Source organism: Micromonospora ureilytica, from assembly GCF_015751765.1.
GTDB lineage: Bacteria > Actinomycetota > Actinomycetes > Mycobacteriales > Micromonosporaceae > Micromonospora > Micromonospora ureilytica.
Map to the genome: position 1 here is coordinate 514,316 of NZ_JADOTX010000001.1, position 23,117 is coordinate 537,432.

Below are 23,117 nucleotides of genomic sequence, written 5' to 3' on the forward strand. Positions count from 1 at the left end.
GGGCCCCGTCCCCGCGATCTCCGGATCGCTGGGGGCGGGGCCTTCGCCGTACCCGCTGTGCCCCGCCCTAGCTGTGGGCGAGGAGTTGCCCGGCGAGTTGCGGGCTCGGGTGCCCCAGGCGAGTTGTGGGCGCGGCGCTCCGGTAGGCCGGGGCGCCGCTGTGGGCGCGGCTGCGCGGCTGGCGTCGACCGCCCAAGATCGCGCTCGATCCATGATGGAGGGGCCTCCCGGGCACCGAACACCACTACATCCTGGTTCGAGCGCGATCTTGGCGGCCCGTGGGCGCCCGAACCCTGGTCGCGGTCTGTCGGGGCGGCGTTTGTCGTCAAGATCCGCGCAGTATCGGGGATGTTGCTGTCTCCTGCGTGTCGGAGGCAGCAACATCGGGGTAGTTGCGAAGATCTTGGCGCGGGGCGCGGGGCGCGGGGCGCGGGGCGCGGGGCGCGGGGCGCGGGGCGCGGGGCGCGGGGCGCGGGGCGCGGGGCGCGGGGCGCGGGGCGCGGGGCGCGGGGCGCGGGGCGCGGGGCGCAGGGCGGGGTGGTTGGGAGGTCGCCGGGCCGTGGGCGGGTTTGGCGGCGGGCTTGTGGATCCGGTTGACTGTTCGGGTGCTGAGGGTGGGGTTGACCGGCGGGATCGGGTCGGGCAAGAGTGCGGCGGCCGCGCGGCTCGTCGAGCGGGGCGCGGTGCTCATCGACGCCGACCGGGTGGCCCGGGAGGTGGTGGCGCCGGGTACGGACGGGCTGGCCGAGATCGTTGCCGCCTTCTCCGACGCGGTGCTGGACGACGACGGCGCACTGGATCGTGCCGCACTGGGAGCTGTGGTGTTCGCCGACGAGACCGCCCGGCGTCGGCTGGAGGCGATCACCCACCCCAGGGTGCGGGCCCGCACCGCGGAACTGGCCGCCGCGGCGGCACCCGACGCGATCGTCGTCAACGACGTACCGCTGCTGGTCGAGGTGGGTCTCGCGCCGACGTACCACCTGGTGGTCGTGGTGCAGACGGCCGTGCCGACCCGACTGGAGCGGCTGGCGCGCGACCGGGGGATGGGTCGCGCGGAGGCCGAGCGGAGGATCGCCGCCCAGGCCGACGACGCCCGCCGCCGGGCGGCGGCGGACGTGGTGCTGACCAACGACGGGAGTCTGACGGCGCTGTACGACGCCGTCGACGTGCTGTGGAGGCAGCGACTGGTGCCCTACGAGGACAACCTGCGCCAGCGGCGGGTGGTCCTGCCGGACCCGACCGAGCTGGGCGGGGCCGACGGGAGTTGGCCGGAGCAGTACGCGCGGCTGGCCGCCCGGATCCAGCACACGCTCGGTTCGGACGCCCTGCGGATCGATCACATCGGTTCGACGGCGGTGCCCGGCCTGGCCGCCCAGAACGTCATCGACGTGCAGGTGGCGGTCTCCAGCCTCGCCGACGCCGACGGGCCGATGGCCGATCGGTTGGCCACCGCCGGGTTCCCGCGGGTGCCGGGACAGTGGTGGGACGACCCGCGCCCGGCCGGTAGGGGCCGGTGGGAGAAGCGGCTGCACGGCAGTGCGGACCCGGCCCGCCCGGTTCGCCTGCACGTGCGGGTGGCGGATTCGCCGGGTTGGCGGTACGCGCTGCTGATGCGCGACCACCTGCGTGCCGACCCGGATCAGCGGGCCGCGTACCTGGTGCTCAAGCGGGACCTGGTCGACGCGGCGCCGGAGGTCGGCGATTCCGGCACGGCCCGGAACCCGTGGTTCGACGAGGAGTACCTGCGGGCCGAGCAGTGGGCCGCGCAGACCGGCTGGCGCCCCTGAGGGAACCGGTCAGCGGGCGCCGGGCCGAGGGGCCGACGACCGAGGGGCCGACGGTCGAGGGGTGGCGGGCCGAGGGTTGGCAGCCAGTCGGGGCACGACGGCGGGCTGGAGATCCAGGTGTGCCCACGCGCCGGCGTCGGTCCGCAACTCGAGCCGGCGCAGCGACCCGTCCCGGCCGATCCAGTAGCGCAGCCGCGCGTCGGCCGGACCCGACTCGATCACGTCCACGGTCCGTGCGGCGACGACGTCCTCGCGTACCCGCACGGCCGCGCCGCGGTGCCCGACGGACCCGGCGGCCACCGCGGCGTCGACAAGCACGCCCAGGTCGTCCCCGCCGGGTCGGGAGGCCCGCCAGGTCCCGGCCGGGGGTGGCAGCGGCGGCCGGGCCGGCGCCTCCGCGGTGCCGCCACCAGCGGCGGCCGCCGGCAGGTCCGTCCGGGCCAGACCGGCGGCGTCGCGTCGCAGCAGGGTCCGGCGATCCGGTACGCCAAGGTCGGCGACCGCGAGGTACGCGGTACGCGCGGTCCAACTCAACCAGCCGGAGCCCCGCAGGTTCGTGTCCGTGCCCATCGGCGCGGTAAGCGTCACCGTGGCGCCACCCTGAGCCCGGAGCCGGGTCGGCAGCCGGTCCAGCCGACGCTGCTCGGCGTCGGTCAGCGCGCGGGGCAGACCGGGCCGGCCGCCCAGGGCGTCGACCGGACGTAGTGTCGGCCGGTCCGCCCGGTTGAAGATCATCGTGACCGGGCCAACACCGGGCAGCTGGGTCACCAGCTTGTGCAGCCGGGCGTCCTGGTCGAGCCAGTATCGGGTCTGTTCGTCAGGGACGGGCGTCGCGGCGCCGGGAGTGCCGGGCGCCGTGCTGGCGGCCGGCGCGCCGGTGGACAGCGGCGCCTGTATGACGTCCAGTGGGCCGGCCGGCACGGTGTCCCGGGCGATCCAGCGCGCCTCGCTGGACGGAGCCGTCCGGGTCGTGTCCGGGCGGTCGGCGGCGAGATCGAGGAGCAGGTCGAGCACCGGTGCCAGGTGCGCCCCGGGTGCCAGTCGGTGCAGCCGCCACCGATCCGCCGGGGGCACCAGTGGCGGTGCGGCGGGAGTGGGCACCGCCGCCGGATCGGGCCGGATCACCAGCACCGTGCCGCTCTTCTGCAACAGCCCGCGTTCGGCGCCCGCGCCCGGCCCACCCACGTCGAGATAGAGCAGTGAGCGGGACCAGTCAACCCAGCCCACCAGTTCGATGCGGGCGGCGCCCGTGCCGGCCGTGACGCGTACACCGGCGCGCAGGTCCCGCAGGTTGGTGACCCGCACGGCGGCCAGCCGCTCGCCCTCCGTCACTGTCAGCGGCCGGGCCGGCTCGGGCGGGTCGGGCGCCCAGCTCAGCAGCCCGAGCACCAGCGCCGTCGCGGACGTCACCGCCGTCAGACCGAGCAACATCAGCACCGTACGCCGACGACGGCCGGCCGGGACCGGCCCGGTGGTGTCGGTGGCGGCGGCGGTGTCCGGGCCGGTGCGGTGCCGCCCATTGCCCCGGGCCGAGCCGCCGCTGCCGCCCGGGTCGGCGCCGGTGTCCGCGTCGTCCGGGCGGGGTGTGGCAGTGCGGGCGGTGTCGGGCGCCGGGGTCGGAGAGGTGTCCACGGCTGTGAAACGGGCGGGGAGGCGCCGGGGTGACGAGCAGGGGCGCTCGCGGCGGCCGGTCTGCGCCTCGAGCGCGACCACACGGGTGCGCACGCCGGACGAGCCGGGTGCTGCGACCGCAGTGCCGGGGGTGACCGGCCGTGATGTTGGCCTGGCCACCGGCCCGGTCGGCCGCCGCGAGCGGCCTACATGAAGAGGGTAGTCCCGGTGACATGGGCCACACAATGGGAATATTGAAGCTGATCACGTACCTGGCGTGACGGCGGTTCCTGTCGGACCTCCGGCGTACCGTTGACGGCATGGCGCTCGACATTCCCCGGCTGGACAGCCGCTTCCAGGTCGTCAGTGACTTTCAGCCGGCCGGCGACCAACCGGCAGCCATCGACGATCTTGAGCGTCGGGTTCGGCGCGGCGACCGCAACACCGTGCTGCTCGGCGCGACCGGCACGGGCAAGAGCGCCACCACGGCGTGGTTGATCGAGCGGCTGCAGCGTCCCACCCTGGTGCTCGCCCCGAACAAGACGCTCTGCGCGCAGCTGGCCAAGGAGTTCAGCGAGCTGCTGCCGCACAACGCCGTCGAATACTTCGTGTCGTACTACGACTACTACCAGCCCGAGGCCTACATCCCGCAGACCGACACCTACATCGAGAAGGACTCCTCGATCAACGAGGAGGTGGAGCGGCTGCGGCACTCGGCGACGATGTCGCTGCTCACCCGCCGCGACGTGATCGTGGTGGCGACCGTCTCGGCGATCTACGGTCTCGGCACCCCGGAGGAATACCTCAACCGGGCGGTGAAGGCGCAGGTCGGGCAGGAGCTCGACCGCGACCAGTTGCTGCGCCGGCTGGTCGACATCCAGTACACCCGCAACGACATGGCCTTCCAGCGGGGCACCTTCCGGGTCCGCGGCGACACGCTGGAGATCATCCCGGCGTACGAGGAGCTGGCGATCCGGATCGAGCTGTTCGGTGACGAGGTGGAGAAGCTCTACTACCTCAACCCGTTGACAGGTGACGTGGTCCGCGAGGTCGACCAGCTGGTGATCTTCCCGGCCACCCACTACGCGGCCGGTCCGGAGCGGATGGAACGGGCGATCCGTGACATCGAGGTGGAGCTGGCCGAGCGCCTCGCCGAGCTGGAGCGGCAGGGCAAGCTGCTGGAGGCACAGCGGCTGCGGATGCGCACCACCTACGACATCGAGATGATGCGGCAGGTGGGCTTCTGCTCCGGCATCGAGAACTACTCGATGCACATGGATGGGCGGCTGCCCGGCAGCCCGCCGCACGCCCTGCTCGACTACTTCCCCGACGACTTCCTCACCGTGGTCGACGAGTCGCACGTGACCATCCCGCAGATCGGCGGCATGTACGAGGGCGACGCGTCACGCAAGCGGATGCTCATCGACCACGGCTTCCGGCTGCCCAGCGCGGCCGACAACCGGCCGCTGCGTTTCGACGAGTTCCTGGAGCGGGTCGGCCAGATGGTCTACCTCTCCGCGACCCCCGGCACCTGGGAGATGGAGCAGGCCCAGGGCGAGTTCGTCGAGCAGGTGATCCGACCCACCGGTCTGATCGACCCGGAGGTCGTGATCAAGCCGACCAAGGGCCAGATCGACGATCTGATGCACGAGATCAAGCTGCGCACCGACCGGGACGAGCGGGTGCTGGTCACCACGCTGACCAAGAAGATGGCCGAGGACCTGTCCGACTACCTCCTGGAGAACGGCATCCGGGTGCGCTACCTGCACTCGGAGGTCGACACGTTGCGCCGGGTGGAGCTGCTGCGCGAGCTGCGTAAGGGCGACTACGACGTGCTCGTCGGCATCAACCTGCTCCGCGAAGGTCTGGACCTGCCCGAGGTGTCGCTGGTGGCGATCCTCGACGCCGACAAGGAGGGCTTCCTGCGCAGCGGCCGGTCGCTGATCCAGACCATCGGGCGGGCCGCCCGTAACGTCTCCGGTCAGGTGCACATGTACGCCGACAAGATCACCCCGTCGATGGCGGCGGCGATCGACGAGACCGATCGGCGTCGGGCCAAGCAGATCGCGCACAACGAGGCGCACGGCATCAGCCCGGAGCCGCTGCGCAAGAAGATCCACGACATCCTCGACGACATCTACCGCGAGGCGGAGGACACCGAGAACTCCCGGGTCGGCGGCGCGGTGCGTCAGCTTTCCCGAGGCAAGGCGCCGGTCAAGGAGACCCGCAGCCGCAGCCGGTCCGCCGCCACCATCACCTCGCGGGAGGGGATGGCCCGCGCCGACCTCGCCCAGCTCATCCAGGAGCTCAGCGACCAGATGTTGGCCGCCGCCCGCGAGCTGCAGTTCGAGCTGGCGGCCCGGATCCGTGACGAGGTCTCCGACCTGAAGAAGGAGCTGCGCGGCATGGACGCCGCCGGCGTGAAGTGACGGCCACCCGGTCGGCCACGTCCAGGGTTCAGCTCGGGCCCGGCCGACCGGGGTACGCGAAGGGCGGGCACGGGTGACGGCGCCGATCGGCGAGATGGTCCTCGGGCTGCCCGACGCCGTCCTGCGTCCGTTCGTCGACAGGTACGTGGGGTACCGGGAACGGGCGGACGTGCCACTGCTCCGCCGGGAGTCGGCGGGCGTCTTCGTGGTGCTGATCATGGGTTGGGGCGCTCCGCTGGACGTGACCGACCCGCGCAGCGCGGAGCGCGGCGTCACAGCTGTCGACTCGTTCGTGGCCGGCACCTTCGACAGTTGGTGCACCACGCGCACTGTGGGTGTGGGGGAGGGCGTCGAGTTGCTGCTCGCCCCCCTGACCGCCCGCCGGCTCCTCGGCCTGCCGCTGAGCGAGCTGACCAATCGGGCCGTCGGCGTCGGGCAGCTCCCGGGCCGTTGGTTGGAGCGGCTGCGTGACCGGCTCGCCGAGGCCCCCAGCTGGCCGGAGCGGTTCGCCCTGCTCGACAGGGTGCTCGCCGCCCGGCTGGTGGCGTCCCCGCCGGTGGACCCGCGTCTCGACTGGGCGTGGCGGTGGCTGGTCGGCAGCGGTGGGCGGGTGAGCGTCGGTGTGCTCGCCGACGAGCTGGGCTGGAGCCGGCGGCACCTCGCGTCCCGGTTCCGGCAGGAGGTCGGGCTGCCGCCCAAGATGGCCGCCCGACTGCTGCGTTTCCAGCAGGCGCACGCCGCGTCGGCTCAGGCCGGCGCGACCGGGCGGTCCGTCGACTGGGCCGCGGTGGCGGCGAGCTGCGGTTACTACGACCAGTCCCACCTGATCCGGGACTTCCACCAGTTCGCGGGGGCGACGCCGGCCGCGCTGCTCGCCGCCCGGTGACGACGGCCGGCTGACCCGCAGTCGCGACGGCGATCCGCAGTCGGTTCGGCTGCCCGGGGCAGCGGAGGTCACATTCGTCCAATCCGGATCCGCGCCGTCGGCCGCAGAATGGGCTCATGCGAACCATCTATCCGATCTTCCGTTATTCCGATCCCCGTGCCGCGATCGACTGGCTCGGTGCCGCGTTCGGTTTCCGGGTGCATGCCGTGCACGAGGCGCCGGACGGCACTGTCGCGCACGCCGAGTTGGTCCTCGACACCGGCATGATCATGCTCGGTGGTCGGGCCGACGCCGCGCGACGGCCGGCCGAGGACGACTGGTCCGTCTACGTGGCCGTGCCGGACGTCGACGTGCACTGCGCCCAGGCCCGCGCGGCCGGCGCCGAGATCATCCGCGAGCCGTTCGACACCGACTACGGCTCCCGTGACTACGCCGCCCGCGATCTGGCCGGCAACGTCTGGTCCTTCGGCACCTACCGACCCTGAGCCCGTCCCAGCCGACCGGGGACTCGCGCCCCGCCGGGGTGGGGCTTCGCGGCTCGCGACCGCCGCTGAACTGCTTAAACGGCAGGTTCGGGTCGGCCCGGCCGGTCGACGCACCGAATGCACTGATTGCGGTGTGCGAGCGAGCTATTGCACTGGGTGATCGTCCTGCGTAGTCTCCCACGGTGGGGAGGCCGGGATGCCGCTGCCAACAAGTCCTGTCATTCGACGTGCACGTCTCGGCGCAGAACTGCGCCAGCTCCGTCGGCGCGAGTCGCTGACCCTGGAACAGGTCTGCGACCGGTTGGGCTGGGCCTCGACGTCGAAGCTGTCCCGCATCGAGCTGGGCCAGAGTCGCCCGGACCTCGCCGACGTGCTCGATCTGCTGGACGTCTACAAGGTGCCGACGCCCGCCCGGGAGGCGCTGATCGTCATCGCCCGGGACGCGGCGACCAGTCGAGGCTGGTGGAAGACGCTGGGCGAGATGAGCGAGCGGCAGCGTACGTATGCCGAGTTGGAGGCGGGCGCCGCCGACATCGTCGAGTACCAGCCGTCGGTGGTGCCGGGGCTGCTCCAGACGCCCGCGTACGCCCGGGTGCTGGTCGCGGCCGGCGCCCAGCTCACGCCTGAGGTCGACGTGGAGTCCGAGGTGCGCGCCCGGGCACTGCGGCAGGAGGTGCTGCGGCGGGCCTATCCGCCGCGCTACACGGCGGTGCTCGCCGAGGCCGTCTGCGACCCGGGTGACCTACCGGTGGCGGTCTGGCGTGAACAGCTGCGGCACCTGGTCGCCGTGACCGGGCTGTCCCACGTCACGGTGCGGCTGTTGCCACGCGGGGCGGCCGGTGGCGGGCTGCATCCGCTCACACCGTATTCCTGCTATGCCTTTCCCGACCCGGCGGACCCGCGGACGGTGATGATCGAGGCGTTGACCACCGACGTCCGGTTGGCCACCGTGCTCGACGTCGACCGCTACGAGCGGATGACCGAGGCGCTGCTGGCCGCGGCGCTGTCCCCGGAGGAGACGATCACCGTGCTGGCCCGCCGCGTCGGCGAGTGACTGTCGCGGGTGCCCAGGGTGACGCGCCGCGCGGCCACCGGGCCCGGCGCCCCCGAGCCCGTCGGGACCGGCGGCCGGCGCGTGCGCCCGGCACCATAACCGTGGGGTACGACAGCTCGGCTCAGGCCGGCACGTCGAGGAAGTGTTCGACCACTGGCGGACCCGCGAAGTGGGGCCCGATCAGCGCCCGCCACTGCTCGAACCGTTCGGTGGCCCGGAAGTTCTCCTCGTGCGCCTCGACCGAGTCCCATTCGACGAGCAGCACGAAGCGGGTCGGTGACTCGATTCCTCGGGTCATCCGCACGGACCGGCAGCCGGTCGCTCCGGCGAGCACCGGGTGACCCTCGGCGTACGCGGCGGCGAACGCGTCCTCGTGTCCGGGTAGTACATCGATCAGCGCGACCTCAAGCACCATGTCGGACAGCCTCCCACGGCGGTCGGGGCGGCCGGTGTCGCGGGGTCTGTTCCGACGCCGGCGACGCCCCTAGGGTGTCCTGATGATCATCGACTGGCTCACCGGCACCGCGTTTCGGGTGGCCGGCACGGGCACCACCTGGGCGGAGCTGCTGGGGTTCGCGACGGGTGTGCTCAACGTGTGGCTGGTGGCCCGGCAGAAGATCGCCAATTGGCCGATCGGCATCGCCAACGTGCTGCTGCTCATGCTGTTGTTCTGGACCGCCGGGCTGTACGCCGACGCGGGGCTCCAGGTCGTCTACGTCGCACTCGGTTGCTACGGCTGGTGGCACTGGCTGTTCGGTGGCGAGCGGCGCACCCGGCTCACGGTCAGCCGGACGGGGCGACGGGAGTGGCTGGCGCTGGCCGCCGCCGGGGTGCTGCTCACCGGCGCCCTCTGGGTGTTGCTGGACCGGGCCACCGACTCGACAGTGCCGTTGCCGGACGCGTTGACCACGGCGCTGTCCCTGCTGGCCACGTACGGGCAGACCCGCAAGCGGGTGGAGAGTTGGTGGCTCTGGATCGCCGCCGACCTGATCTACATCCCGTTGTACGCGTACAAGGGGCTGCACCTGACCGCCGTCCTCTACCTGGTCTTCCTCGCCCTGTGTGTGCTCGGGTTGCGCGCCTGGCGGTCCGACATGCGTCGGGCCGACCGACCGAGCGCGGTCCCGCCCGGCCCGGCCCCGGTCACCGCGTGAGCGCCGAGACGTCAGGCCGTGCGCCGCAGCCACGCGTGTCGGCGCGCTCGACCGCCGCGGAGTTCGGGCACGGGATGGTGGTGGGCAAGTTCTATCCACCGCATGCCGGGCACCACGCGCTGATCGGGGCCGCCGCCGCCCGCTGCGCGGAGGTCACAGTCGTCGTGGCGCCCTCGCGGCGGGAGTCCATCCCGCTCCCGCTGCGCCTCGACTGGCTGCGGGAGGTGCATGCGGACACGCCGTGGGTCCGTTTCGTCGGCCGGTACGACGACCATCCGGTGGACTACGCCGATCCGGCCGTCTGGGACGCGCACTGCGCGGTGTTCCGCGAGGCGGTCGGGTCGGGGCCGGTGGACGCGGTCTTCTCCTCCGAGGCGTACGGCGTCGAGTTGGCGCGCCGCTTCGACGCCGTACCCGTGTCGGTGGATCCGGATCGGCGGGCCACGCCGGTGTCCGGGACGGCCGTGCGCGCGGACCCGGCGGCTCACTGGCGGTGGCTGAGCCCGCCGGTACGGGCGTGGTTCGTCCGGCGGGTGGTGGTGGTCGGGGCCGAGTCGACCGGGACCACGACGATGGCGGCGGCGCTGGCGGGGCACTACGGCACGTCCTGGGTGCCGGAGTACGGCCGGGAGTTGACCGCCCGCAAACTGGCCCGGTTGCGGGAACGGACGCCGGAGGCGACCGTCTTCGACGTCACCTGGGATCGTGACGACTTCCGCGCCGTGGTCCGCGAGCAGCAGGCGGCCGAGGACGCGGCGGCCCGGACGAGCGGGCCGTTGCTGGTCTGCGACACCGACGCGCGGGCGACGGCGGTGTGGGAGGAGCGCTACCTGGGCACCGCGTCGGGGGAGGTGCGGGCGGCGGCCCGCCGGCCGGCGCTGTATCTGCTGACGGATCACCGGGGGGTGCCGTTCGCCGATGACGGTCTCCGTGACGGTGAGCACCTGCGGGCCTGGATGACCGAGCGGTTCCGGGCCGAGCTGGCCGGGTGCGGGGTGCCGGTGGTGGAGCTGATCGGGTCGCACGCCGAGCGGTTGGCCCGGGCGGTGCGGGCCTGCGACGACCTGCTCGCGGCCGGCTGGTCGTTCACGGACCCGATCGCCGCACCAGACCTGCACTAGCCTCCTAGGAAGCCGTAACGAGTGTGACGTCGGCCGGGTGTCCAGCGCCACCGGGTGCCCGGGGTGTGATCACGGGGCGTGGTGGGCAACAATGGTCACCGAGGAGGGGAGTATTCCCCCGCAACGGAGTCGTCAGCACGGTCGATCGCCGGAACCACGGCGTCCCGACCCGGCCCCGTAGGTCGCCGCCCCATTCCGGGGCGACGGCGGAAGAGACCTCCGACAGTCACCAGAGTGAGCGACAGCGGCACGCCGGCCCTCGCGGGGGCGTACGGTGTGCCCGACGCCGCGTGTCTGCCGGAGGAATGAACGTTGGACGTGTCCGGATTGGTGTGGGCGGGAACGCTTGTCGCACTGACTGCGGTCCTGCTCGTCGACCTGTTGATCATCGGTCGGCGCCCGCACGAGCCGAGTGTGCGGGAGTCGAGCCTCTGGGTCGCCTTCTACGTCGGCCTTGCCCTGATCTTCGGCGTGGGTGTCTGGCTGACCTCCGGGGCCAGCGCGGCCGGCCAGTTCTATACCGGCTGGCTCACCGAGTACAGCCTCTCGGTGGACAACCTCTTCGTCTTCGTGATCATCATGGCCCGCTTCGGGGTGCCTCGGCAGTACCAGCAGAAGGTGCTGCTCGTCGGCATCGTGCTGGCGCTTGTGATGCGCGGCGGCTTCATCGCCGCGGGTGCGGCGCTGATCACGCAGTTCTCCTGGGTCTTCTACATCTTCGGCGCGTTCCTGATCTACACCGCGGTGAACCTGGCCCGGCAGGGTGAGCCGGACGAGGACGAGTTCTCCGAGAACGTGCTGATCCGGTGGAGCCGCAAGGCGCTGCCGATCTCGAAGGACTACGACGGCGCGAAGTTGACCACCCACGCGGCCGGCAAGCGGCTGTTCACCCCGATGCTGATCGTGATGATCGCGATCGGCACCACCGACCTGATCTTCGCACTGGACTCGATCCCGGCGATCTTCGGCATCACCCAGGAGCCGTACCTGGTCTTCACCGCGAACGTCTTCGCGTTGATGGGCCTCCGGCAGCTCTACTTCCTGCTCGGTGGCCTGCTCGACCGGCTGATCTACCTGAGCTACGGCCTGGCCGTCGTGCTCGGCTTCATCGGGGTCAAGCTGGTGCTGGAGGCGCTGGCCGACAACCAGGTGCCGTTCATCAACGGTGGCGAGCACGTCGGCTGGGCGCCGCACATCCCGATCTGGTTGTCGCTGCTGGTCATCATCGGCACCCTGGGCATCGCCACCGCCGCCAGCCTGATCAAGTCCTCCCGGGACCGGCGTCGCGAGTTGGCCGACGCCCGACGTTGACCGGTCACCGGCCGGGTGCGGACACGCGCCCGGCCGGTAAAGGGCGTGTGTCGGAAGAGCTGGCCGGCCCTTCCGACGGCACACCTAGACCCGGTGCGCGCCCACCAGCGTGGCGGTGCGGTCGGCCGGTAGCGGCTCCTCGATGACCCGTCGCCGCCGGTAGCAGGCGTGCAGCATCCGGCGCTGGCCGCCGTCGCCGGGCGTGGCCGTGACGATGCCGATGTGGTGGATCTTGCGGCCGGGTCGGGCGAAGAAGTAGAGATCGCCGGGGCGTTCCGCGCCCAACGGCAGTGGGGTGGTGGCAACGGCCTGGTCGTCCGCGTCGCGGGGCAGCAGCACCCCGAACCGCCGCCAGGCCAGGTGCACCAGCCCCGAGCAGTCGATGCCGTGCGCGGAGAGGCCGCCCCAGATGTAGACCACGTCCAGCAGCCGCTGTGCCACCGCGAGGGCCTGCTCGGCGGTCGGCGACGTGGCCGGCGCCGGGACCAGGTGGGCGTCGGGCAGCCAGAGCGGCGTGGCCCGGCCGGGGACGTGCACCGGCCGCCAGTCGCCGCGCGGGGGACCGGCGGGGATGAGGCGGGTGCCGACGACGACGCCGGGCAGCACCACCGGCCCGTTCGGGGTGGCGTGCAGCCCGGTGACCGTGGCGTCCACGACCAGCGGGTGGTCGGTGCTGGTGTGGGCCGGGTCGGGGACTGCCAACTGCCCGGCGGGGAGCCAGCCCGGGTAGCCGAGGGGGTCCAGCTTGGCGGCTGGTTGTTCGACGGCGACGACCCGGGCCCAGCCGTCGGCGCGTAGCTCGCTGACGAGGACCCGTTCGCCGAGCAGGAGTTGGCTCAGCACGCAGTCGCCGACCTGCTGCTCGGTGTCCATTCCGGAGACCCAGGTCGGGATGTCGACGCCGGCGGTCAGCGCTGGGCAGTCGATCGGGCGAACCGCCTCGGGCGAGGTCCACAGCGTCGCCACGGCGACCCGGACGACGGCCTCACGGCCCGGTTGCAGCTCCACGTCAACCCCCAGATCGTGTCGGCTGTCCAGGGCGAACTCTATGAAAGAAACCGACGGCCATCAACCATGAGCCTGCACTTTTGCTTCAGCGAGACCGGAGATTCCCAGGCCAGGGGCATCCGGCAGCACCACGGTCGCCCCGTCGTAGCGTATCCCGCCCTGCACCGGTGACCAGGCCAGCCACCAGGCGGCGTCCAGGTCGGCGACCGCCGTGGTGCCGTACGCGGCGACCAGGCTCGCCGCCGCCCCGATGCCGACCTGACTCTCCATCATCGAACCGACCACCGTGCCGAGCCCGTGGGCGGTGGCCAGGTCGAGGAGGGTACGGGCCGGGTGCAGCCCACCGCACTTGGCCAGCTTGACGTTGACCAGGTCGGCGGCCCGGCGGCGGATCACCTCCACCAGGTCGCGGACCCCGAAGACCGCCTCGTCGGCCAGGATCGGCACGGACACCCGGTCGCTGACCCAGGCCAGCCCGTCCAGGTCCCAGCGGACCACCGGCTGCTCGACCAACTCCACGTCGAGCCCGGCGTCCTCGATGCCGCGGATCACCCGGACCGCCTCCCGGGGCGTCCAGCCCTGGTTGGCGTCCAGCCGGATCCGGGTGCCCGGGCCGACGGCCGCCCGCACCGCTCGTACCCGGTCCAGGTCACCTGCCGCGTCGGTGCCGACCTTCAACTTGAGCACGCCGAAACCGTCGGCCTGCCGCTGCCGTGCCGCGGCGGCCAGGTCCACCGCGTCGCCCGCGGCGAGGGTGACGTCCGTCGGGACCCGCAGCGTGGTGCCCCCGAGCAACCGCACCAGGGGTACGCCCAGCCGCCGCGCGGCGAGGTCGTGCAGGGCGACGTCCACCGCCGCCTTCGCGGCCTCGTTGCCGACCACCGCGCGCTGCACCTCGGCGCAACGGGTCACCAGGTCGTCCGGGTCACGGCCGATCAGTTGCGGGCCGAGCAGCTCGTGGACGCACGCCTGCGCCCCGGCGACCGACGCGCCGGTGACCTGCCAGACCTGGGGCGCCTCGCCGAAGCCGGACCGGCCGTCGCTGTCGACGAGTTCGACGACCAGGGTGTCCACTGTGGTGGTGCGGCGCAGTGCGGTGACGAACGGGGTGTGTAAGGGGGCGGAAACCCGGTGGGTGCGTACCGCCGAGATCGTCATGTGAGGCACCCTATAAGAAGGTTCACGGTGGGAGGGGAGACCGGATGACCGGGCAGGGCTGGGAGCTGGTGGGCGCACCGAACGCGCGTGACCTGGGTGGGCTGGTGGGCGCGGACGGGCGGCGGGTCCGCGTCGGGCAGTTGATCCGCACTCCGGCGCTGGGTCGGTTGACCGACGAGGACCTACCGGTGCTGGCGAAGCTGGGGCCGGCGTGCGTGGTCGACCTGCGCGCCACCACGGAGATCACCGTCGCCCCGGAGGACCGGTTCGCCGGTGAGCCGCGGGTGGTGCGCCTGCCGGTGCACGATCCGGAGCACCCGGTCTTCACGTACGTCTCGGCGGTGCTGCTCGGTCACGACCTGGACGCGTACGCGGAGCTGGCTCGGCAGGGCACCGCGGGGGCGATGGCGGCGATCTACCGCTGGTTCGTCACTGGTGAGTCGGCGCGGGTCGGTTTCGCCGAGGCGGTGCGGCTGGCGGCCCGGCCGGAGAATCTGCCGCTGCTCTACCACTGCTCCGCCGGCAAGGACCGCACCGGTTGGCTGACCGTCATCCTGTTGACGGCGCTCGGGGTGGACGAGGCGGCGATCCGCGCCGACTACCTGCGCAACAACGAGCTGACCGACAGCCTGCGGGCGGTGATCGTCGAGGCGATGCGCCGGCGGAATCCCGAGCTGGACGTGGACGCGGTGCTGCCGGTGCTGGAGGTTCGCACCGAGTACCTCGACGCCGGCTACGCCGAGGTGCGTCGGGTGCACGGCTCGTTCGACGTGTACCTGCGCGACGGGCTGGGGCTCACCGACGCCGACCTCACGGCGCTGCGGGCGCAGCTGCTGGAGTGACAGGTGCGCCGGTGGGTGTGCGGGCGCGGGCGACCCAACCGGTGACGATCAGCGCCTGGCCGGCGGCGTAGGTCGCCATGACCAGCACCGGCGCGCCGGGTGGCTGGGCCACCTCGGCCACCCCGGCGGCGATCAACAGGTCGGAGCCGAGGAACAGCGCGGCGCCGAGACCGACCCGCCAGCCCTGGGTGGTGGCGGTGCTGGCCATGGCGGCCAGCGCGAGCGCGTAGCCGGCCACCGGCACGGCCAGGCCGGCGTCGGTCAGCCCCGCCCACATCCAGGTCAGGGCGACGACGGTCAGCACCGCGTACCCCAGGGGGACGGCGACCAGCGGCGGGCGGCGCAGCGCGGTCGCGGCGCCGTGGCGGGTGAACGCCGCGAGGTAGCAGAGGTGCGTGCCGAGGAAACAGGCCATGCCGGCGAGGAACCAGTAGGTGCCGTCGATCATGAGGGCGATGTCGCCGCCGGTGGCGAAGGCCAACCCGGCGAGGACCAGCCGGTCCGGTCGCGCTGCGCGTTCGGTGCTGGCCCGCCAGAGGTACGCGGCGAGCAGCGGCATCAGCAGCGGCTTGGTGAGCAGGAAGGCCAGGCCACCGCCTGTGGCGTTGGCCAGCAGGTTCGCCGCCGTGACGACGAGGAAGGCGATCAGCACGGTACGACTGCGGGGCATCGGCGGCTCCGGGGTGGGGTGCGAGCAGCCTAGCCGGAGTCGGCGGCGCTGGCCTCGCCGTCGAGGCTGTGGGTCAGAGCTGGTGGCGGGCGGCCCAGACCTGCGCCGAGATGTGCGCGAGCAGCAGGCAGGCGTCGTCCTCCACCTGGTCGTCGCCGCCGGCCAGGTCGGTGGTGGTGCAGACGGCGATCAGGTACGGCGGGGCGTCGTCGGGCAGGACGACGCCGGCGCCGTGGCGGACGCCGCGTACCCAACCGTTCTTGTGCGCGATGCGGGTGCCCTCGGGCAGGCCGGCGGCGAGGTCCTCGCGGTGTTCCTGGGCGAGCAGGACGTCCAGCATTGTGGTGCAGGCGGCCGGCGAGGCGAGTCGGCCGGGGGTGTTGGCGCCGGCGGCCAGTGCGCCGAGCAGGGCTGCCAGGTCGGCGGCGGTGACCGTGTTGGTGATGCCGGCCTCGCGGGCGGCGAAGTCCTCGATGCCGCGGCCGGTGCTGCTGTTGCGGGCCCCGGCGAGCGCCCAGACCTCGGCGACCGCGGGCAGCCCGACATGCCCGAGGACGAGGTTGGTGGCGAGGTTGCTGGAACGCACGATCATCCGGTCGGCCAGCCAGCGCAGCGACGCGGTGCCGCCGATGCGGTCCCAGACCGCGTCGTCGTTGTCGTAGGGCCGCGCGTTGGCGAAGCGGGGTGCGCCGGGCTGGGCGGAGTCGAACTCGTTGACGACCGGGACCGGGGCGTCCAGGTCCAGGGTGCCGGCCTCTGCGGCGCGGTGCAGGGCGGCGAGTACCGCCACCTTCATGGTGCTCGCGGCGTAGTGGGCGGCGTCCGCGTGGCGGGTGAAGGCCGGCGGCGCGTCGAGCCGCCCCACGTACGCCGAGACGGTGCCGGGCACCCGGTCCAGGTGGGCGTCGAGATCATCCCAGGTCATGCCGGTGACCGTAGCCGATCAGGGGTGGGCGGGCTCGCGTACCCGTCGGGGGGAAAAGCGACGGGCGCGCCGGCCGCAAGCGGCCGACGCGCCCGGTGTCGGGTGCTGGTGGGGTCAGCCCGCGTGCTTGCGGCGGGCGGTGGCCCGGCCCCGCAGCTGCTGGTCGAGCACCACCTTGCGGATGCGCACCGTGGCCGGGGTGACCTCGACGCACTCGTCCTCGCGGCAGAACTCCAGCGCCTGCTCCAGGGTGAGCTTGCGCGGCGGGACCAGCTTCTCGGTCTCGTCGGAGGTCGACTGCCGCATGTTGGTGAGCTTCTTCTCCTTGGTGATGTTGACGTCCATGTCGTCCGAGCGGGAGTTCTCCCCGACGATCATGCCCTCGTACACCTCGGTGGTCGGCTCGACGAAGAGCTGACCGCGCTCCTGCAGGTTGGTCATCGCGAAGGCGGTGACCGCGCCGGCCCGGTCGGCGACCAGCGAGCCGTTGTTACGGGTACGCAGCTCACCGAACCACGGCTCGTACGACTCGAAGACGTGGTGCAGGATGCCGGTGCCCCGGGTGTCGGTGAGGAACTCGGTGCGGAAGCCGATCAGGCCACGCGCCGGAACCAGCCACTCCATCCGGATCCAGCCGGTGCCGTGGTTGACCAGCTGCTCCATCCGGCCCTTGCGGGTGGCGAGGAGCTGGGTGATCGCGCCCAGGTATTCCTCCGGGGCGTCGATGGTCAGCCGCTCGACCGGCTCGCAGATCTTGCCGTCGATCGTCCGGGTGACCACCTGCGGCTTGCCGACGGTCAGCTCGTAGCTCTCCCGGCGCATCTGCTCGACCAGGATGGCCAGCGCCAGCTCGCCGCGGCCCTGCACCTCCCAGGCGTCCGGGCGCTCGGTGGGCAGCACCCGCAGCGACACGTTGCCGATCAGCTCCTTGTCGAGCCGGTCCTTGACCATCCGCGCGGTGACCTTGGAGCCCTTGAGCCGACCGACCAGCGGCGAGGTGTTGGTGCCGATGGTCATCGAGATGGCCGGTTCGTCGACGGTGATGAGCGGCAGCGCGACCGGGTTCTCGACGTCGGCGAGAGTCTCACCGATCATGATCTCAGGGATGCCGGCGACGGCGATGATGTCGCCCGGGCCGGCGGTCTCGGCCGACGTGCGCTCCAGGCCCTCGGTCATCAGCATCTCGGAGATGCGGACCCGCTGGGTGCTGCCGTCGGTGCGGCACCAGGCCACCGTCTGACCCTTGTTGATGGTGCCCTGGCGGACCCGGCACAGCGCGAGCCGGCCGAGGAACGGCGAGGCGTCGAGGTTGGTGACGTGGGCCTGCAGTGGCGCGCCGTCCTCGTACGAGGGTGCCGGGATGGTGTCCAGCAGGGTACGGAACAGCGGCTCCAGGGAGGTGCTGTCTTCGGGCACCGAGCCGTCGGCGGGCTGGGTCAGCGAGGCGATGCCGTCGCGGGCGCACGCGTAGACGATCGGGAAGTCGATCTGCTCCTCGTCGGCGTCCAGGTCGAGGAAGAGCTCGTAGGTGTCGTCCACGACCTCCTTGATCCGGGCGTCGGGCCGGTCCACCTTGTTGATCACCAGGATGATCGGCATCCGGGCCCGCAGGGCCTTGCGCAGCACGAAGCGGGTCTGCGGCAGCGGGCCCTCGCTGGCGTCGACGAGCAGCACCACGCCGTCGACCATGGTCAGGCCGCGCTCGACCTCGCCGCCGAAGTCGGCGTGGCCAGGGGTGTCGATGATGTTGATGGTGACCGGGTCGGAGCCGTCCGCCGGCAGGTAACGCACACCGGTGTTCTTGGCCAGGATCGTGATGCCCTTTTCCCGCTCCAGGTCTCCGGAGTCCATCACCCGCTCGGTGTTCTCGCCGCGGGCGCCGTACGCGCCGGCCTGCCGCAACATGGCGTCGACCAGGGTGGTCTTGCCGTGGTCGACGTGAGCGATGATGGCGACGTTGCGGAGGTCGGTGCGAAGCTGCATACCCTCTATCCTTCCGCCTGCGCTCGCGCAGGCTGCGTCGGGGTCACCCCCAGGTGCCCCTGATCTATGGTGAAACCGCTGTGCCGGTGGTTCGTCCGGCTGGCATGCTGGCTCCCGTGTCCCGGGGGCCTGAGTGCACGACCTGCTGACCTGGGTGCAGGGTCTGCCCACCCTGTGGATCTACCTGGTCGCCGCGCTGATCGTGGCGGGCGAGACCGCGGTGATCTTCGGCCTGCTCGTGCCGGGTGAGGCTACCCTGCTGCTCGTCGGCTTCCTCACCTACAACGGTACCTTGCGGCTCGGGCCGGCGTTGCTCGCGATGATCGTCGCGGCGGTCCTCGGCGATGGGCTGGCCTTTCGCGCCGGGCGGCGGTACGGCCCTCGGCTGCGCGCCGGACTGGGTCACCGGGTCGGGCCGCAGCGGTGGGCCCGCGCCGACGCCATGCTCGCCCGCCTCGGTGGGCGGGGGGTGTTCGCCGCCCGATGGGTGGCTTTCGCCCGCACCCTGGTCCCCCGGCTGGCCGGTGCGGCAGACATGCCGTACCGGCGGTTCGCCCTGTGGAACCTGGCCGGGGTGGCGACCTGGGTGAGCGGCTCGGTGCTGCTCGGTCACCTCGCCGGTGAGTCGTACGACACGGTCTCCCGGCTGCTCGGTCGGGCCACCGGGGTGGCGTTCCTGCTGCTGGCCGGCCTGCTGGGTGTGGTGCTCGTCGGCCGCTGGCTGGGGCGTAACCCCGATCCGGTGCGTGCGCTGCTGTCCCGGGCGGGAGCGGTGCCGCCGGTGCGGTGGCTCACCGCCCGCTACGGGGTGCTGTTCTTCCTGGTGGCCATGCGGATCGGCCCGGCCTGGACGCTGCTGCTCAATCTGGCCGCCGGGCTGCTGCTGTTGTTCGCCGCCGGGCTCGCCATCGCCGGTCTGCTCGCGGTGGCGGTCCGCAACAGTGGGTTGGCCGCGCTGGACGGGGCCATCGCGGGGTGGTTCGCCGCCCGGCGTACCCCGGACGCCGCCGACGCCACGCTGGTCGTGGTGTCGGTGGTACGTGGGTCGGTGCTGATCCTGCTGGTGGCCGTGGTGGCGGCGGTGCTGGCGTGGCGCAACCGACCTTGGCGGACGGATCTGCTCAGCGTGGTCGGCACGGTCGGCGCGTTCGTGCCGTTGGTGGTGCTGGCCGTGGTGGCCGAGGTGACCGGCCCGAACGGGACCGCCCCGGGCGGCGGTGAGGTGGGCCCGCTCTCGACCCAGAACGCAGTGGTCGCGGCGAGCTTCTGCACCCTGGCCTGGCTGGTGTCGCGGGGCGCCCACTGGCCGGTGGCCGTGGCCGCCTGGACCACCGCCGCGGCGGGGGTGCTCGGGATCGGCGGCGCTCGGCTCTACCTCGGCCTGGAGACGGCGAGCGGGACCGCCGCGGCGGTGCTGCTCGGGGTGCTCTGGACTGTGGTGTTCATGGTCGCCTGGGCGACCCGGGACCGGGCGGTGGGGGATGGTCAGCCGCCGGTGGACCAGTCCCGGCGGCCGTCGGAGGGGCACCGCCGACCGGTCGAGCCTTGTTAGGGTGCGGCGACAATCACACCGGGGGAGGCAACGGCATGGTTCGACGGACCGATCGGCTGGGCGCCGCGGTGCTCGCCGGGCTCCTGCTGGCGAGCGCCATGGTCGGCTGCGCCGCCAAGGGGGAGAGCCCGCAGGACGTGGCCGCGCCGGTCGCCGTCACCGACGGGCCGACGGATGCCCCGTCCGACGAGGTCAGCGCGGAGCCGAGCCCGTCGGTGAGCGCCGTGGAGTCGATGGGCGCGGCGCCGAGTCGTAGCGCGACCCCGAAGCCGACGAAGAAGCCGACCCGGGCACCGAAACCGCGCGCGGTGCCGAAGCCGCCCACCGAGACCGAGGTTCCGCCGGCGCCCCCGAAGCCGGCGCCGAGTTCCTGCAAGCCGACCTACAAGGGCACCAAGGCGACCCGGGCCGAGGTGAAGGCGGCGCTGACCGACGCGGCCGACCGCACCTACTGGCCGGTCTCGGCGCCGGACATCAAGATCCCGCTCACCCTGCTGAAGGCGACCGCCTGGCAGGAGAGCGGCTGGCAGTCCAACATCTACGCCTGCGACGGTGGGGTCGGGCTGTTGCAGGTGATGCCGGCCACCGCGAGCTGGATGAACCAGCGGTTCGAGAAGAGCTACAAGATCGATGCCTACCAGGACAACGCCTACCTCGGCGCCACCTACCTGGCCTGGGCGACGAAGTACATCGGCGACATGTACTTCGAGTCCGACTTCCGCCTCGACCCGGCACTGTGCACCAGCGCGCTGAATTCTTGCCTGCTCAACGCGGTCATCGCCGCGTACAACTTCGGGCACGGCGCGGTGGCACAGGAGGGGAAGCCGCTGGCCATCCCCAACCCGTCGTATGTGCGCAACGTGCGGGCGCTGATGAACGAGTGCGTCTGCCTGGCGTACTGACCTCGTCGGGGCCGTGACGGATACGCCACGGCCCCGACGCGTCGGTCAGTCGTGCGCGGCGACCGGCTCGGGCGACCGCGGGGTGGCCTCCACCGGGTCGCGGGTGATGCGGCCGGGCCACCAGAAGCGGTCGCCGAGCAGGAACGCCAGCGCCGGCACCAGGACCGTACGGACCAGCAGGGTGTCGAGCAGGACACCGATGCAGACGATGATGCCGATCTGGGTCAGGGTGATCAGCGGCAGCACGCCGAGCACGGCGAAGACCGCGGCGAGCAGCACACCGGCGCTGGTGATGACGCCGCCGGTGACCCGCAGGGCGGAGAGCATCCCGGCGCGGGTGCCGGCGGTGCGGGCGTCCTCCCGGGCCCGGGTGACCAGGAAGATGTTGTAATCCACCCCGAGCGCCACCAGGAACACGAAGGCGAGCAGCAGGACACCGCTGTCCAGGGCGGGGAAGCCCAGCACGTGGTCGAAGAGCAGCCAGGCCGCGCCGAGGCTGGCGAAGAACGACGCGATCACGGTGAGCACCAGCAGCAGCGGCGCGAGCAGGCCACGCAGCAGGAGCACGAGCACGCCGCCGACCAGCAGCAGGATGATCGGCAAGATGAGTCGCAGGTCCCGGTCGTTGGCCTCGTCGGAGTCGTAGGTGGCGGCCACGGAGCCACCGACGATCGCCCCGGACGGGGCGTCTGCGCCGGTGGCGGCCGGCGGCGCGGAGTCGGGAACGGCGGCGACGGCCTGGCGCAGCGCCTCGATCGCCCGGTCCGAGGCGGTGGTGCCGGGTTCGGCGTCGAGGACCACGTCGACCTGGGCGACGGCCGCGCCGGCGTCGCCGGGGCGCGCCGAGGCGACACCGGGTACCGCGGTGGCGGCGTCGGTGACCGCCCGCACCGCCGCCGGGGTGGTGATCACCGCGACGGGTTGGGTGCTGCCGGCGGGGAAGGCCCGCGCCAGGGTCTGCGCCCCGGTCACCGCCTCGGGTTCGGCGCGGAACTGTTCGGTCTCGGACAGGCCGGTGCGGATGCCCAGCCCACCCAGTGCCAGGCCGCCGAGCAGCACTGTGGCCAGCGTCGCGACCACCACCGGGCGGCGTCGCACGGCGGCGCCGAGTCGACCCCAGAGGCGGCCCTCGCGGACCGGGCCGCCGACCCGGGGTACGAACGGCCAGAACAGGCCGCGACCGAAGAGCACCAGCACGGCGGGGAGCACGAACAGGGCCGAGAGCATGGCGAAGACCACACCGGTGGCGCAGGCGACCGCCAGCGCCCGGTTGGTCTCCTGCTCACTGAGTAGCAGGGTGAGGACGCCGAGCACGACTGTGCCGCCGCTGGCCAGGATGGGCTCCGCGGTGCGGCGCAGCGCGGCGCGCATCGCCGCGAACCGGTCCTCCTCGCGGCGCAACTCCTCCCGGTAGCGGGCGATGAGCAGCAGCGCGTAGTCGGTGGCGGCGCCGAAGACCAGCACGCTGGCGATGCCGGTGACCTGACCCTGTTGGAGGTTGATGCCGACGCCCGGCACGATGACGTCCACCGCGCGCAGGGTGAGCTGCTCGGTCGCGGCGACGACGGCCAGCGGCACGATCCACAGGAACGGGCTGCGGTAGGTGATCAGCAGGAGCAGCGCGACCACGGCGGCGGTCACCGCGAGCAGGGTGACGTCGGCGCCGTCGAAGACCGAGGACAGGTCGGCGGTGAAGGCCGGGGCGCCGGTCACCTCGACGGTCAGGCCGTCGGGCAGGTCCGCCAGGGCGGTGCGTAGCTGGGTCACCGTGTCGGTGACGACCTCCTGCCCGCCGGCGGTGTCCAGCGGCACGGCGACGAGGGCCACCGCGCCGTCCGGGGAGACCTGTGCGGGGCTGACCTGCCCGCCCACGGCGAAGCGGCGCAGGTCCTGGGCGCGCGCGCCGACGGTGGCCCGGTCGGCTTGGCTCAGCGCGCCGCCGTCGCCCCGGCTGACCACCACGATGGCCGGCTGCACGTCGCGCGACGGCAACTGGTCCTGGAGACGCTGCACCTGGGTCGACTGCCAGCGCACGGACAGTCCGGTGGCAGAGACCGGCGCCGGGTTGTCCGGCTGGGGCGTTCCGAAGACGGCCGCGCCCACGACGATCGCGGTGGCCACGGTGAGCCAGGCGGCCAGCCGGCCGCGAGCGACTCTGGTGAACACGGACATCAGGGAACCCCAAGGTCTTTCGCTAGTCGAGTATCTTGATAGCCGAGATTATCGAGGGCTGTTCTAT

The 23,117-nt window shown here is 72.5% G+C and carries 19 protein-coding genes; 11 read left to right on the forward strand and 8 right to left on the reverse strand.

What is annotated here, in order from left to right; all coding sequences use genetic code 11:
* The first annotated feature begins 605 nt into the window (after nucleotides 1–605).
* Nucleotides 606–1,787 (forward strand): dephospho-CoA kinase, encoded by a 1,182-nt coding sequence (coaE, locus tag IW248_RS02410; RefSeq protein WP_196925463.1) that lies wholly within the window; start codon nucleotides 606–608, stop codon nucleotides 1,785–1,787.
* 9 nt (nucleotides 1,788–1,796) lie between these two features.
* On the opposite strand, the gene IW248_RS02415 is transcribed toward coaE, so the two are convergent.
* Nucleotides 1,797–3,512 (reverse strand): hypothetical protein, encoded by a 1,716-nt coding sequence (locus IW248_RS02415; protein WP_231396144.1) that lies wholly within the window; start codon nucleotides 3,510–3,512, stop codon nucleotides 1,797–1,799.
* 206 nt (nucleotides 3,513–3,718) lie between these two features.
* On the opposite strand from IW248_RS02415, the gene uvrB reads away from it, so the two are divergent.
* The 4 genes from uvrB to IW248_RS02435 all read left to right on the forward strand — a co-directional run bounded on the left by uvrB (nucleotide 3,719) and on the right by IW248_RS02435 (nucleotide 8,252).
* Nucleotides 3,719–5,827, forward strand: a complete 2,109-nt coding sequence (uvrB, locus tag IW248_RS02420; RefSeq protein WP_196925464.1) for an excinuclease ABC subunit UvrB — start codon at nucleotides 3,719–3,721, stop codon at nucleotides 5,825–5,827.
* A 73-nt stretch (nucleotides 5,828–5,900) separates the two neighbouring features.
* A complete protein-coding gene (locus IW248_RS02425; protein WP_307787647.1) occupies nucleotides 5,901–6,713 on the forward strand; it encodes a helix-turn-helix transcriptional regulator in 813 nt (270 codons plus the stop codon).
* 116 nt (nucleotides 6,714–6,829) lie between these two features.
* Nucleotides 6,830–7,198 (forward strand): VOC family protein, encoded by a 369-nt coding sequence (locus tag IW248_RS02430; protein ID WP_124816691.1) that lies wholly within the window; start codon nucleotides 6,830–6,832, stop codon nucleotides 7,196–7,198.
* Between the two features lie 196 nt (nucleotides 7,199–7,394).
* Entirely contained in the window at nucleotides 7,395–8,252 is an 858-nt protein-coding gene (locus tag IW248_RS02435) for a helix-turn-helix domain-containing protein (RefSeq protein ID WP_124816689.1), read from the forward strand.
* Nucleotides 8,253–8,373: 121 nt separating this feature from the next.
* Here IW248_RS02435 and IW248_RS02440 read toward each other — a convergent pair whose 3' ends face one another.
* Complete coding sequence (locus tag IW248_RS02440) at nucleotides 8,374–8,667, reverse strand: antibiotic biosynthesis monooxygenase family protein (RefSeq protein ID WP_088949279.1); 294 nt, start codon at nucleotides 8,665–8,667, stop codon at nucleotides 8,374–8,376.
* Between the two features lie 82 nt (nucleotides 8,668–8,749).
* Between IW248_RS02440 and pnuC the strand changes: the two genes are divergently transcribed.
* From pnuC to IW248_RS02455, 3 genes are all read left to right on the forward strand, one after another.
* Nucleotides 8,750–9,406, forward strand: a complete 657-nt coding sequence (gene pnuC, locus IW248_RS02445; protein ID WP_196925465.1) for a nicotinamide riboside transporter PnuC — start codon at nucleotides 8,750–8,752, stop codon at nucleotides 9,404–9,406.
* 35 nt (nucleotides 9,407–9,441) lie between these two features.
* The gene (locus tag IW248_RS02450) at nucleotides 9,442–10,527 is read left to right on the forward strand and encodes an AAA family ATPase (protein ID WP_307787649.1); all 1,086 of its coding nucleotides are present in this window, start codon (nucleotides 9,442–9,444) and stop codon (nucleotides 10,525–10,527) included.
* 312 nt (nucleotides 10,528–10,839) lie between these two features.
* The gene (locus IW248_RS02455) at nucleotides 10,840–11,838 is read left to right on the forward strand and encodes a TerC family protein (RefSeq protein WP_196925466.1); all 999 of its coding nucleotides are present in this window, start codon (nucleotides 10,840–10,842) and stop codon (nucleotides 11,836–11,838) included.
* An 84-nt stretch (nucleotides 11,839–11,922) separates the two neighbouring features.
* Here the strand turns inward: IW248_RS02455 and IW248_RS02460 are convergent, their stop codons facing one another.
* Both IW248_RS02460 and IW248_RS02465 read right to left on the reverse strand, forming a co-directional pair.
* The gene (locus IW248_RS02460; protein ID WP_196925467.1) at nucleotides 11,923–12,846 is read right to left on the reverse strand and encodes a C40 family peptidase; all 924 of its coding nucleotides are present in this window, start codon (nucleotides 12,844–12,846) and stop codon (nucleotides 11,923–11,925) included.
* Between the two features lie 60 nt (nucleotides 12,847–12,906).
* Entirely contained in the window at nucleotides 12,907–14,004 is a 1,098-nt protein-coding gene (locus tag IW248_RS02465) for a mandelate racemase/muconate lactonizing enzyme family protein (protein WP_124816683.1), read from the reverse strand.
* Nucleotides 14,005–14,048: 44 nt separating this feature from the next.
* On the opposite strand from IW248_RS02465, the gene IW248_RS02470 reads away from it, so the two are divergent.
* A complete protein-coding gene (locus IW248_RS02470; RefSeq protein WP_196925468.1) occupies nucleotides 14,049–14,846 on the forward strand; it encodes a tyrosine-protein phosphatase in 798 nt (265 codons plus the stop codon).
* Here IW248_RS02470 and IW248_RS02475 read toward each other — a convergent pair.
* The 3 genes from IW248_RS02475 to typA form a co-directional block, all read right to left on the reverse strand.
* Nucleotides 14,815–15,516: a lysoplasmalogenase gene (locus IW248_RS02475; RefSeq protein WP_196925469.1), complete on the reverse strand. Its 702-nt coding sequence runs from the start codon at nucleotides 15,514–15,516 to the stop codon at nucleotides 14,815–14,817. The genes IW248_RS02470 and IW248_RS02475 overlap by 32 nt on opposite strands.
* 73 nt (nucleotides 15,517–15,589) lie before the next feature.
* A complete protein-coding gene (locus IW248_RS02480; RefSeq protein ID WP_124816678.1) occupies nucleotides 15,590–16,441 on the reverse strand; it encodes a serine hydrolase in 852 nt (283 codons plus the stop codon).
* A 114-nt stretch (nucleotides 16,442–16,555) separates the two neighbouring features.
* Complete coding sequence (gene typA / locus IW248_RS02485; protein ID WP_196925470.1) at nucleotides 16,556–18,424, reverse strand: translational GTPase TypA; 1,869 nt, start codon at nucleotides 18,422–18,424, stop codon at nucleotides 16,556–16,558.
* Nucleotides 18,425–18,557: 133 nt separating this feature from the next.
* Between typA and IW248_RS02490 the strand changes: the two genes are divergently transcribed.
* Complete coding sequence (locus tag IW248_RS02490; protein WP_196925471.1) at nucleotides 18,558–19,976, forward strand: DedA family protein; 1,419 nt, start codon at nucleotides 18,558–18,560, stop codon at nucleotides 19,974–19,976.
* A 35-nt stretch (nucleotides 19,977–20,011) separates the two neighbouring features.
* Nucleotides 20,012–20,878, forward strand: a complete 867-nt coding sequence (locus tag IW248_RS02495) for a lytic transglycosylase domain-containing protein (protein ID WP_196925472.1) — start codon at nucleotides 20,012–20,014, stop codon at nucleotides 20,876–20,878.
* 45 nt (nucleotides 20,879–20,923) lie between these two features.
* Here the strand turns inward: IW248_RS02495 and IW248_RS02500 are convergent, their stop codons facing one another.
* Complete coding sequence (locus IW248_RS02500; protein WP_196925473.1) at nucleotides 20,924–23,050, reverse strand: MMPL family transporter; 2,127 nt, start codon at nucleotides 23,048–23,050, stop codon at nucleotides 20,924–20,926.
* Nucleotides 23,051–23,117: the final 67 nt, after the last annotated feature.